Below are 11,792 nucleotides of genomic sequence, written 5' to 3' on the forward strand. Positions count from 1 at the left end.
CAGTGATTCGCGCGGTTTCCGCGGCATTTTTTCAGACCCGTGACGGTCGTTCGCCCGCGGGTCGACCCGGGGCGGAATCGGGACGCGATGTGACGTCACGACGGCGCATAAGCGACTTGCCAATCGCCCGCTCGCGCCTAAAGGTTCGGCACAATGCGCTTTTTCACGATCCCTGGCGGCTCATGGCCCTGATCGCGCTGGTGGGGGCCAGCGAGCCGTTGCCCGACGGCGGGCTGCGCGCGCTCGTATCGGTGGCCGGGGAGACGCTGCTCGAACGGCAGGCGGCGCGGCTGGCCGATGTCGGCGTCGCGCACATCGCGATATCGGTCGGGGCGGTGCCAGGCGAACTGCTTGCCACCTGCGACCGCATCCGCCGCAGGGGCATGAAGGTGACGCCGGTACGCGCGGCCGACGACCTGCTTCCGCTCGTCGAAAGCGACGATCGGATCATTCTGGTGGCCGACGGACTTCGCGCAGGGGGCACGCATTATGCCGCGATCGCCAAGCCCGGGTCGCCCGCGATCCTCGTTACCGGCGACACCGTGCTGACCCAGGGGTTCGAGCGGATCGACGCGACGCGGCGCTGGGGCGGGCTTGCCTCGATCTCGCAGCCGATGGTCGCCGATCTCGCGGCGATGCCGGGCGAATGGGACATGATGCTCACCCTGCTGCGCCTTGCCGTGCAGGCGGGATCGCGGCGGCTCTATTGCGAGCCTGCGCTGTTCGAGCAGGGCGAAATCGCAATCATTGCCGACCGTCCGACCGCGGCGCGGATCGAGCAATCGAGTTTGCAGCAGGTCGAATATGGCGGCATGGGGCTGGGGCGTTCGGCGATCATGATGCCGCTGGTCCGCCTTGCCGGGCCCCTGCTGGTGCGCTCGCCGGCAACCGCGCGCTACCTGCCCTATATCACCGGACTTTTGTGGGTGATTGTCGCCTTGCTGGCGGCTGGCGGGCTCGCCGCGGCGGGCGCGCTGGTGGCGGTGTTCGGCGGCCTCGGCCTTGCCGCTATGCGCTTCCTGTCGGCGTTCCGTGCCGAGAGCGCGGCTCAGGACCGCTGGCGCGAAGTCATCCGTACCTTTGCCTGGATCCTGCTCGCGGCCTTTCCCTGGCTCGTGTCGCTTGCCGGGGCCGACCATCGCGCGCCGCCTTTTTCCGAGGCGGCGCTTGCCCCGTGCCTTGCCGCGACAATCCTCCTGGCGCGCTGGCTGTACGAGGATTCGGGGGAGAAAAGGCGTTTCCACTGGCTGTTGCCCGACGCTGACCAGGCCTGGATCATGCTTGCGCCGTCACTGCTCTTTGCCTTTGCGCCGCTGATGTTCGCGATCCTGCCGTTGCTCGCGCTTCTGCAAACGATGCTCTGGCTCAAGCTGGCCCGCCGGCCGGAGGCACGCTAAAACAAAGCGCTTCAAGGTTTAGAGCGCATTAACGCCATCCTGATATGGCCCAGACCGAATGAGTGACTCTCTCGCCCCGTCCGGCATCGATCTGCCGTCGCCGACGCTCTCGGCGCGCCTGGCGGAACTTGCCGGCTATCTGGCGGCACCGGCAGCGGGGCGGCTTACCGAAGAGCAGCGTGCGCTGGCGCTTGGTGTGGCCCGGCGGCTGGTGCAGCGCATCGCGATCGAGCTCGATCCGGGGCTGGATCGGGACACGCTGTGGCAGGACTGGGTCAGTGGCGGAATCCCGGCAGCTCCGCGGCTCGCGGCGCCTTGTTTCGCGCGCGCCGAAGAGCATCGTTGGCGTATGCAGACGATGCCTTATGTCGCCGTGCGTCCGTCCGAAGAGGCGGACGCGCCCGATGCAGACGCGACAAAGCCGCAAGATGCCGTGCCGCCGACGCCCGTCGAGGGTGCATATCTCGCTCTGCGTATCGCCGACGGCAGGCGCCGCGATGCCCTTGGCAACCCCTGTATCGCGCTCGCCGATCTCGACCCCGAGTTGCTCCATACGCTGCTCCTCGATATCGCGGCGTGGCAATTGGCCCGGATCGACGGCGGCCGCGATCGCGGAACACGGCTCAGCGACGCGGTCAATAGGTTGCAGGCAAAGCTGACGGATGCGCGCGGCGTCGATGCCGCGGCCGTTGCCTACCATGCCGCCCTGAGTGCCGAAAACGCCGTAACGGCCGCGGCGGAGGCGGCCATTGCCGGGCACGACTGGCCAGCGGTGATCGCACTCGCCGCGGCCGCGCACGGCCAGCGCTATGATGCCACGGCGCTTGCGCTGCTGACGGCCCAGGCCGCCGCGCTGCCGTCGCTGCTCGCTCCGCTCCGCCTCGAGCGGACTGCGATTGCGCCGCTCGAAGCCTCATTGGCTCGCCTGACGGCCCGGGCGCTGTCCGACGACGTCGCTGCCGATCTGGCGCCCCCGCCGGAGAATGGCCGATGAGTGAGCGTATCGTCCGCGGGCGCATCGATCGTGCCGGCGCGCTCGTCAGCGCGGATGCGCCGCTGCTCCGGCTCCAGCAACGGGCGGGAGGCGGTCTCGATCGTCCGCTCGCCTTGCCCCAGCTCGCCCGGCTCGTCGCGCTCGCGCAACGGACTCAGCGTGACATAAGCCGGCCGCTCTATGCCGCCGACGATCATAGCGACATCCATGCTATGGTGCGGGTGATGCCCGATGCCGACGGTGCGAGCCTGGAGATCAGCGACTGGCGGACGCGCCCGGTCGCGCCGTCGCAGGTGCCTGCGGTGCCCGAGAGCATTTCGCTGCCGGGCGGCTGGGCGTGGGAATGCGATGGCCAGTTGCGACTCATTGCGCTGCGCGCGGGTGCCGAGGCGCCGCCGGTGCCGACAGGCTGGGAAGGCCGGTCGCTGTCCGAAATGTTCGAGTTGCAACCCGACGATGATGGCCGGTTCGCGGTCCTGCGGGCGCTGGCGCGGCAATCGCGCTTTGTCGGACAGCGCGTCCATATCGCCGCCAGCGCGGAACGAGCGCACTGGACCTTGTCCGCCGAACCGCAGTTCGATGCGGCGGGGCGCTTCATCGGCTTTCGCGGCATTGCCGAACCGGCGGATACTTCCGTCAATGCGGCGCCTGCAGCGCCGGCGCGGCGCACCGATCCGGCTTTCGGTTCGCTGCCACTGTCCGATCCGCAGTTCGGACGCCGGATCGATGGCGCGCTGCGCGGACCGCTGAGCCGCATCATCGCCACCGCCGAAACGATCTCGGGGCAGTTCGACGGGCCGATCCGGGCCGACTATGCGCGCTATGCCGGGGACATCGCCCATGCGGGACGCCACCTGCTGGGCCTTGTCGACGACCTTGCCGACCTCCAGAATATCGAGCGCCCCGGATTCAAGGCGGCGCGCGACGAAATCGACCTTGGCGACCTTGCACGGCGCGCGGTCGGATTGCTCGGGATGAAGGCCGAGGAGCGGGGCATTCGCATCGATACCCCGCGCGCCGACGACCAGATGCCCGCATGGGGCGAATTCCGGCGCGTGTTGCAGGTGCTGCTCAACCTGCTGGGCAATGCGATCCGCTATTCGCCCGAGGATTCCCAGATCTGGATCCGTGTGGATCGCGACGGCGACCGTGCGACGGTGACGATCGCCGATCAGGGGCAAGGCCTTTCGGCCGATCAGCAGGCGGTGGTGTTCGAGAAATTCGAGCGCCTGGGCCGCACCGATAGCGGCGGGTCGGGCCTGGGGCTTTACATCGCGCGGCGTCTCGCGCGCGCGATGGAGGGCGACCTGACCGTCGAAAGCGCGCCGGGGCAGGGGGCCCGCTTCACGCTGAGCCTGCCGGCGCGAGAGGTCGGTTGACGGCGGTGGCTATCGGTTGACGGATTGACGTGCGCGGCGGGCTTGCTCGCAGAATCGGCCGCTATCGCGGCACGCCTTTTCAAGGCCTTCGATCGAGTGATCCCATTGCTCGACGACATAGGGGTCGTGGGTGATGTCGGGCGAATAGATTCGGCGCATCGCGGTCTGTCCTCGCGCGGCGGGCCGGTCCGCTGTCGCCGGCGCATCGGCTGTATCGACTGCTTTCGGTGCCGTGGACAGGACCGTCAGCAGGTATAGCGCGACGCCCAGAACGGCACTCCACAGCAGGGTCCGCGCACCCTTCCGCATTGCCTGTCTCCCTGCATTCAAGCCGATAGTCGGTGCCGGGTATCGTGATCGAACGATGCGGCCCAATGCCTGTAAAAGGAAAAGGGGCCGCAATCGCAGCCCCTTTTGCCATCATTGTCGCATTTGGTGGACCAGGCTCAGCGCTTGTCGACCGGGACATAGGGACGCTGGGTCGGGCCAGTGTAAAGCTGGCGCGGGCGGCCGATTTTCTGCGCGGGGTCAGAGATCATTTCGTTCCACTGAGCAACCCAGCCGACGGTGCGGGCGAGCGCGAAGAGCGCGGTGAACATCGTCGTGGGGAAACCGATCGCCGACAGGATGACGCCCGAATAGAAATCGACGTTCGGGAACAGCTTCTTTTCCACGAAATAATCGTCGCTGAGCGCCATTTCCTCGAGCTGCAGTGCGACGTCGAAGACCGGGTCGTTGACCTTGAGTGCCGAAAACACTTCGCGCACCGTCTTTTGCATCACGGTCGCGCGCGGATCGTAATTCTTGTAGACACGGTGGCCGAAGCCCATCAAGCGGAACGGGTCATCCTTGTCTTTCGCGCGCGCGATATACTCGGGGATGCGTTCGGGACGGCCGATCTCGCGCAGCATGTTGAGCGCGGCCTCGTTCGCGCCGCCGTGCGCCGGACCCCACAGGCAGGCGATTCCCGCCGCGATGCACGCGAAGGGGTTGGCGCCCGACGAGCCCGCAAGGCGGACGGTCGAGGTCGACGCATTCTGTTCGTGGTCGGCGTGGAGGATGAAGATGCGGTCGAGCGCGCGGACGACCGCCGGATCGACGTCATAGTCCTCGGCCGGGACGCCAAAGGTCATGCGCAGGAAATTGTGCGTATAGCCCAATTCATTGTTCGGATAGATGAAGGGCTGACCTATCGAATATTTATACGCCATCGCCGCGATCGTCGGCATTTTCGCAATCAGGCGGTGGCTCGCGATCATCCGCTGAACGGGATCGTGGATCTCTGTCGAGTCGTGATAGAAGGCCGACAGCGCGCCGACGACCCCACACATGATCGCCATCGGATGCGCGTCGCGACGGAACCCGCGATAGAAGGTCGCAAGCTGCTCGTGCAGCATCGTGTGGCGCGTGATCGTATTGTCGAATGTGTCGAGTTCGTCCGCGCTCGGCAGTTCGCCATTGAGCAGCAGATAGGCGACCTCCATGAAGCTCGAATGTTCGGCAAGATCGCCGATCGCATAGCCGCGATGGAGGAGGACGCCTTCATCGCCGTCGATATAGGTCAGTTTCGACTCGCAACTGGCGGTCGATGTGAAGCCCGGATCATAGGTGAAGGCGCCGGTCTGGCCATAGAATTTGCGGATGTCGACGACGTCGGGCCCTACGGTTCCCGACAATATCGGGCTCTCGACGCTCTTGTCCCCCAGGGTGATTTTGGCGGCGGTATCGGTCATGATTCTTCCCTTGATCTGGAGGCCAAACGCAAAGTCGCTACGCCCCTGCCGGATAATTGTGCGCTGCGTCAAGTCGCGCCAGGCTGTTGTCGCGGCCGAGGAGCAGGAGCACGTCGAAAATCCCCGGGGAAACCGCGCGCCCGGTGAGGGCGGCGCGCAAGGGCTGTGCGAGCTTGCCGAGCCCCAGGCCGGCGGCTTCGGCGCTTTCGCGAACTGCCGCCTCGACCGTTTCGCCGGTCCAGTCCGTCAGCCTGCGTAGCCGGTCGGCGGCGTCCGCGAGCAGTCCTTCGGGCGCGTCGGCGAGCAGCTTTGCGGCCTTCTCGTCCATATCGAGTGGTAGCGGCGCGAACAGGAAGGTTGCGCCTTCGGCAATCTCGATGAGCGTTTTCGCGCGCGGCTTCAGCGATTCCATCGCCTTGGCGAGCAGCGCGCGGTCTTCGGGGTCCAGTGCGCGCCCGACCAACGCCTCGATGCGCGGCGCCGTGAGATCGGCGAGGCGCTGATTGCCGGCTTCACGCAGATAATGACCGTTCAGATTCTCGAGCTTCTTGAAATCGAAGCGCGACGGCGAACGGCCGACATGTGCCAGGTCGAACCAATCGATCGCCTGTTCGCGGCTGATGATTTCCGCATCGCCATGACCCCAGCCGAGGCGGAGGAGGTAATTGTTCACCGCTTCGGGCAGATAGCCCATCTCGTCGCGATAGGCATCGACACCCAGTGCGCCGTGACGCTTCGACAGCTTCGCGCCATCGGCGCCGTGGATCAACGGGACGTGGGCATAAACGGGCTCGCGCCAGCCCATCGCGCGCAGCAGCGCGACCTGGCGAAAAGCGTTGTTCAAATGGTCGTCACCGCGGATCACATGGGTCACACCCATATCGTTGTCGTCGACGACGACGCTCAGCATATAGGTCGGGGTGCCGTCCGAGCGCAGCAGGATGAAATCGTCGAGTTCGCCGTTTTGAACCGTAACCTCGCCCTGCACCCGGTCGTCGATCGTCACCGCGCCATCCTGCGGCGCGCGTAGCCGGATCACGTGGGCGGCGGCGGGGTCGCCGTCGTCGCGATCGCGCCACGGGCTGCGAACACGGAAGGGCATCCGCTTTTCCTGAGCTTCGGCGCGCATTGCCGCGAGTTCGTCTTGCGTCAGGTAGCAGCGATAGGCTTCGCCCTTCGCGAGAAGTTCGTGTGCGACCGCGGCGTGGCGGTCGGCGCGCGCGAACTGATAGACTGCATCGCCGTCCCAATCGAGATCGAGCCAGCGCATTCCGTCGAGGATCGCGTCAATCGCCGCGTCGGTCGAGCGCGCTCGGTCCGTGTCTTCGATACGCAGCAGGAACTTGCCGCCGTGATGGCGTGCGAACAGCCAGTTGAACAGCGCGGTGCGCGCGCCGCCAATGTGAAGAAAGCCGGTCGGCGAGGGTGCGAAGCGCGTTACGACATCGGCGCCGGTCGCTTCGACCGGATCGGTGGGGTTTTGGGTTGCCACTGGCGACTCTTTCAATCAGGTTGCCCGCGCCGCGAGAGCCGGCGCCGCGGGGATTGGGGGTGCCCCTAGCATGGCAACATGGCCGCTTCAAACGCCCATTGATGTCTCACCGATACACGGCTGGCGCCGCATATCCGAAGCGATCGAGGCGCGGCTCGACGCGGACCGCGAGCGGATCGCGCTGTGGCTGCCCGTCGCGTTGGGCGCGGGGATCGCCAGTTGGTTCGCCATGCCCCGGGAAATCGACTGGATCGGGTTTCTACTTCTGCTTGGCGGCGGGATATTTGTCGGGTTTCTGATCGGCTGGAAGCGGCGCTTCGGGCGCACCGTCGTGGTCGGTTGCGGCACGATGGCAGCCGGGTTGTTGCTGATCTGGGCGCGTGCCGCGTGGGTCGCTGCTCCGGTGCTTGCCTGGCCGGTGACGACGCAATTTTCCGCGATCGTCGAGAGTGTGGAGCCGCTCCCCGCGCGCGGCCAGACGCGGCTGCTCTTGCGTCCCGTGGAGCGCCACGATTTGCCCCCACAGCTGCGGGTAACGCTGCGCGGCGAGCAGGGGAGGGGGATCGTACCGGGCGACGCGATCGGCCTGCGGGCGAGGCTGATGCCGCCGCCGACCGCCAGCCTTCCCGGCGGCTATGATTTCGCACAGCGCGCCTGGTTCGACCGGATCGGCGCGGTCGGAAGCGCGCTTGGCAAGGTTGCGCAGGCGGCCGGAGCGGGGCAGGGGCCGCCGCCGCTGCGAGCGCGGCTCAGCGCGCATATTCACGACCAGGTCCCCGGGTCCCCCGGCGGGGTCGCTTCGGCACTCGTCACCGGGGACCGCGGCGCGATCAGCGATGCCGACGCAGAGGCGATGCGGCGTAGCGGGCTCGCGCATCTGTTGTCCATCAGCGGCCTGCACGTCACGGCGGTCGTCGGTTTTGCGATGCTGCTGGCGATGCGCTTGCTGGGACTCAGCCGCCGCCTCGCGCTGGCGGGCCATGTGCTGCCGCTTGCGGCGGCTGCCGGGGCGCTCGCGGGAGCAGGATATACCTGGCTTGCCGGGGCCGAAGTGCCGACCCTGCGTTCGCTTATAGCCGCGCTGCTCGTGCTCGCGGCGTTTCTGCTCGGGCGCGAGGCGATCACCTTGCGGCTCGTCGCGGCGGGGGCGCTGCTCGTGCTGATCTGGCGACCCGAGGCGCTGGTCGGCCCGAGCTTCCAATTGAGCTTTGCCGCCGTCACCGCGATCATCGCGCTGCACGAGAGCCGCTGGATGCAGCGATTTGCCGCGCGGCGCGACGAGCCGCGGGCCGTCCGTTTCGGGCGCGCGGTCGCGGGGCTGTTGATAACGGGCCTCGTTGTCGAGGTCGCGCTCGCGCCGATCGCGCTTTTCCATTTTCACAAGGCGGGCCTGTACGGCGCGCTCGCCAACGTCGTCGCGATCCCGCTGACGACCTTTGTGATCATGCCGGCCGAGGCGCTGGCATTGTTGTTCGACGCCGTCGGACTCGGCGCGCCCTTCTGGTGGATCGCCGAACATGCGCTGTCCGCGCTGATCGCGCTCGCGCACCGCGTCGCGGCGGCGCCGGGCGCGGTGGCGGCGCTGCCGATCTTTCCGGCGTGGGGTTTCGCGCTCGCGGTTCTGGGCGGGCTGTGGTTGCTCCTGTGGCAGCGTCGCTGGCGCCTCGCCGGATTGATGCCGCTGCTCGTGGGCGCCACGGCGTTGGTCGTTCAGCCGCGCCCAGACCTGCTCGTGAGCGGCGACGGGCGCCACATCGCCGCCGCGGTGCCGGGCGGCGGCTATGCGCTGTTGCGCGGCCGTGCCGGCGATTATGTGCGCGACACGATGGCCGAGGCGGCGGGGGTCGACGCGCCGCTCGGTGTGCTCACCGACATGGATCATGTGACGTGCAACCGCGACTTCTGTCGCTGGCGCCAGCGGAACCGGACGATCCTGGCCCAGCGCGGTTACGATCGTATCGACGGCACGGCGATGGCGCCCGCGTGCGCCGCCGCCGATGTGGTAATCAGCCACCGCTGGCTCCCGCGCGAATGCCGGGCGCGCTGGTTGACGATCGACCGCGACAGCCTCGCCGAAAGCGGCGGGCTCGCGCTCTATCTCGGCGATCCGCCGCGCGCCGCCACCGCTTTACGCCGCGGCGACGAGCATCCGTGGCGGCGCCCGCCGCAGGTCAGTGGTAACGACGAAGCAGTCCCGACAAACGCCCTTGCACCATGACGCGCTCGGCCTCGTAACGCTGCGGCTCATAGGCGCCGTTGGCAGGGTCGAGCCGGACCATCCGGCCTTCGCGGCGGAAGTATTTGAGCGTGGCATCCTGTCCGTCGACCAGCGCGACGACAATGTCGCCTTCGCGCGCGGTGTCCGCTTTCTGGATCAGCGCATAGTCGCCGTCGAGAATGCCCGCCTCGATCATCGAATCGCCCGATACTTCAAGCGCATAATGATCGCCCGAACCGAGCAGCGCGGCCGGTACGGCGAGCTGATTATGATCCTCGAACGCTTCGATCGGAACGCCCGCGGCGATACGGCCGTGGAGCGGAACTTCGATGATGTCGTTGGCGGCGATCGGCCGAAGCGCCGGGGGCGCTTTGCGCAGCGGGGCGACATTGTCGCGATTGTCGTGCACACCGCCTTTCGCGCCTTCAGGGAGCTTGATCACCTCCAACGCGCGGGCGCGATTGGGAAGGCGACGAAGAAAACCCCTTTCTTCCAAGGCGCTTATCAGTCGATGTATGCCCGATTTCGATTTGAGTCCCAGCGCCTCCTTCATCTCCTCGAACGAAGGCGAAATGCCGCTGTCGTCGAGTTTCTGCTGGATGAAGTGGAGCAGTTCATGCTGCTTCGCGGTCAACATCGCCTAGGTCTCCATACTGCCAGTTTCGGACATATGGAGAACGATAGAGGAACAGATCGGAACTTGTCAAGCGATCGCGATATAGTCGGCGCCGTCGCCCGCCCCGCGCGCGGGCGCCGCGATGTCGCGGATGACCAGCGCGTTGGCGCCGCCAAGCGGAAAGGTGCGCCCGCTGTCCTGGCCGTCGAAGATATGAAGTTCGCCGCTGTCGAGCCGCGCGCGCAGATAGTCGCGCCGCGCGCCGCCCGGCGCCAGCGGTGCGGCGAGCGGCGCCGAGAAGATGGGCGGTAACGGCGCGCGCGCGCCGGCGAGATGGCGGACGAGCGGGAGCAGGAACAAAGTCGCTGTGACGAAGGCCGACGCAGGGTTTCCTGGCAGGCCGAGCAGCAAGGAATCCCCTAGCGTTCCGGCCATGAGCGGCTTGCCGGGTTTCATGGCGACTTTCCAGAAATCGATCGTGCCGGCGGCGTCGTCGAGCGCGCCGCGCACATGGTCATGGTCGCCGACCGATGCGCCACCGACGCTGACGATGACGTCATGGCGGCGCGCCAATTGTTTGAGCGCGGCCGATATCCGGTCGCGGTCGTCGCCGATATGGAGCGGGAGCGACACAATCGCGGGCTCGCTCGCCATCATCGCCGCCAGCATCGCGCCGTTGCTGTCGGGAATCTGTCCCGCCGCGAGCGGGCGTCCCGGTTGAACGAGTTCGTCGCCCGTCGTCAGCACGGCGACGCGCGGCCGAGCGCCGACGCGAAGCTGGCTCGCGCCGCTCATGATCGCGGCGGCGATCGCGCCGGGTGTCAGCCGAGTCCCGGCCTCGATCAGGCGGTCGCCCGCGGCAAAGTCGCTGGCGCGGGCGCGGACATGCTGGCGGTCGCGAATAGCGTCCGAGGTCGCGAGCGCCAATCGCGACCCATCGACCGCGACATCCTCTTGCATTACCACGGTGTCGGCGCCGTCGGGGAGCATGGCGCCGGTGAAGATCCGCATGGCCTGGCCTGCCGCCAGCGCCCGCGCGGGGGGCTCGCCCGCTGCGCTTTCGCCCGCGATCGCCCACGGGCCGGGCAAGTCGGTGAAGCGGATCGCATATCCGTCCATTGCCGACAGGGAGGCGGAGGGCTGGTCGCGCGTCGCGATGACATCGTCTGAAAGATACCGGCCAAGCGATTCGGAAAAGGCAATATTCTCCGCTCCGAGGGGTGGACGGAGTGCGAGCAGGCGCGCCTGGGCGTCCTCGACGGGAAGCCAGGCGCTCACGCGGCGCGCCAGTCGCCCGAGCGCCCGCCGCTCTTTTCGAGTAACCGCACGTCGCCGATCACCATCGCGCGGTCGAGCGCCTTGGCCATGTCGTAGAGGGTGAGGAGCGCGACCGACGCGGCGGTCAGCGCTTCCATCTCGACCCCGGTCGGGCCTGTGGTCGCGGCGATGACGCGGACCGAAATCCCGTCGGGCTCCCACGCGAAGTCGATAGCGATCTTGCTCAGCGCAAGGGGATGGCAGAGCGGCACGAGGTCGGAGGTGCGCTTGGCGGCCATGATGCCTGCGATGCGCGCGGTCGAAAGCACGTCGCCCTTTGGCGCGTTGCCACTGCGGATCGCCGCGAGCGCAGCGTCGCTCATGGTGATGCGCCCGCCCGCGATGGCGCGGCGATCGGTAGCGGGCTTTGCCCCAACGTCGACCATATGCGCCGCGCCGCTGTCGTCGAGGTGAGTCGGTCGGTTCGTCATCGCGGGCGAGCGAAGCAATGCCGGGCAAAAAAGGCAAGGGGTCGCGGTTGGTATCGGCCGGAATCCATCAATCCCTGCACTATTCGCATCGAACGAAGTCGGGATGCCCTTCGAACGGGAGCCGAGGGGACTCTCGACCGGATTCAGGCCTTTACCTCATCGTCATCCCGGCCTGCGCCGGGATGACGGAAAGGAATAGTCCGCTCCCCACCCCG

General features: G+C 67.3%; 10 protein-coding genes. 4 read left to right on the plus strand and 6 right to left on the minus strand.

Translation table 11 applies throughout. From position 1 onward, the window contains the following. The first annotated feature begins 182 nt into the window (after positions 1-182). Genes AC58D2_RS12285 through AC58D2_RS12295 form a run of 3 tightly spaced genes read left to right on the plus strand, consistent with a single transcriptional unit; the run spans position 183 to position 3,770 of the window. Complete coding sequence (locus AC58D2_RS12285) at positions 183-1,397, plus strand: hypothetical protein (protein ID WP_497390686.1); 1,215 nt, start codon at positions 183-185, stop codon at positions 1,395-1,397. Between the two features lie 58 nt (positions 1,398-1,455). After that, positions 1,456-2,391: a hypothetical protein gene (locus AC58D2_RS12290; protein WP_497390688.1), complete on the plus strand. Its 936-nt coding sequence runs from the start codon at positions 1,456-1,458 to the stop codon at positions 2,389-2,391. Beyond that, entirely contained in the window at positions 2,388-3,770 is a 1,383-nt protein-coding gene (locus AC58D2_RS12295; RefSeq protein ID WP_497390690.1) for a sensor histidine kinase, read from the plus strand. Before AC58D2_RS12290 ends, AC58D2_RS12295 begins: the two co-directional genes overlap by 4 nt. Positions 3,771-3,779: 9 nt before the next feature. Here the strand turns inward: AC58D2_RS12295 and AC58D2_RS12300 are convergent, their stop codons facing one another. The 3 genes from AC58D2_RS12300 to gltX form a co-directional block, all read right to left on the minus strand. After that, entirely contained in the window at positions 3,780-4,079 is a 300-nt protein-coding gene (locus AC58D2_RS12300) for a hypothetical protein (protein ID WP_497390692.1), read from the minus strand. 137 nt (positions 4,080-4,216) lie between these two features. After that, on the minus strand, positions 4,217-5,503 hold the full coding sequence (locus AC58D2_RS12305; protein WP_497390694.1) for a citrate synthase: 1,287 nt from the start codon (positions 5,501-5,503) through the stop codon (positions 4,217-4,219). A 37-nt stretch (positions 5,504-5,540) separates the two neighbouring features. After that, positions 5,541-6,995 carry a glutamate--tRNA ligase gene (gene gltX / locus AC58D2_RS12310; protein ID WP_497390696.1) on the minus strand — a complete coding sequence of 485 codons (1,455 nt, stop codon included), beginning with the start codon at positions 6,993-6,995 and terminating at the stop codon, positions 5,541-5,543. A 70-nt stretch (positions 6,996-7,065) separates the two neighbouring features. Here gltX and AC58D2_RS12315 point away from each other — a divergent pair, with 70 nt between their 5' ends. Beyond that, entirely contained in the window at positions 7,066-9,213 is a 2,148-nt protein-coding gene (locus AC58D2_RS12315) for a ComEC/Rec2 family competence protein (RefSeq protein WP_497390698.1), read from the plus strand. Here the strand turns inward: AC58D2_RS12315 and lexA are convergent. The 3 genes from lexA to moaC form a co-directional block, all read right to left on the minus strand. After that, positions 9,167-9,850 (minus strand): transcriptional repressor LexA, encoded by a 684-nt coding sequence (gene lexA / locus AC58D2_RS12320; RefSeq protein WP_497390700.1) that lies wholly within the window; start codon positions 9,848-9,850, stop codon positions 9,167-9,169. The genes AC58D2_RS12315 and lexA overlap by 47 nt on opposite strands. Before the next feature lie 66 nt (positions 9,851-9,916). Beyond that, positions 9,917-11,107 carry a molybdopterin molybdotransferase MoeA gene (locus AC58D2_RS12325; RefSeq protein WP_497390702.1) on the minus strand — a complete coding sequence of 397 codons (1,191 nt, stop codon included), beginning with the start codon at positions 11,105-11,107 and terminating at the stop codon, positions 9,917-9,919. Next, complete coding sequence (moaC, locus tag AC58D2_RS12330) at positions 11,104-11,577, minus strand: cyclic pyranopterin monophosphate synthase MoaC (RefSeq protein ID WP_497390704.1); 474 nt, start codon at positions 11,575-11,577, stop codon at positions 11,104-11,106. The genes AC58D2_RS12325 and moaC overlap by 4 nt, the downstream gene beginning before the upstream one ends. Positions 11,578-11,792: the final 215 nt, after the last annotated feature.

The sequence above is a fragment of the Sphingopyxis sp. CR5 genome (assembly GCF_059693785.1).

Bases quoted from the DNA above. Each gene is read 5' to 3' on its own strand.
- lexA (WP_497390700.1), bottom strand. From the start codon at position 9,850: ATGTTGACCGCGAAGCAGCATGAACTGCTCCACTTCATCCAGCAGAAA.
- AC58D2_RS12290 (WP_497390688.1), top strand. From the start codon at position 1,456: ATGAGTGACTCTCTCGCCCCGTCCGGCATCGATCTGCCGTCGCCGACG.
- AC58D2_RS12305 (WP_497390694.1), bottom strand. From the start codon at position 5,503: ATGACCGATACCGCCGCCAAAATCACCCTGGGGGACAAGAGCGTCGAG.
- AC58D2_RS12315 (WP_497390698.1), top strand. From the start codon at position 7,066: ATGGCAACATGGCCGCTTCAAACGCCCATTGATGTCTCACCGATACAC.
- AC58D2_RS12300 (WP_497390692.1), bottom strand. From the start codon at position 4,079: ATGCGGAAGGGTGCGCGGACCCTGCTGTGGAGTGCCGTTCTGGGCGTC.
- AC58D2_RS12285 (WP_497390686.1), top strand. From the start codon at position 183: ATGGCCCTGATCGCGCTGGTGGGGGCCAGCGAGCCGTTGCCCGACGGC.
- AC58D2_RS12295 (WP_497390690.1), top strand. From the start codon at position 2,388: ATGAGTGAGCGTATCGTCCGCGGGCGCATCGATCGTGCCGGCGCGCTC.
- moaC (WP_497390704.1), bottom strand. From the start codon at position 11,577: ATGACGAACCGACCGACTCACCTCGACGACAGCGGCGCGGCGCATATG.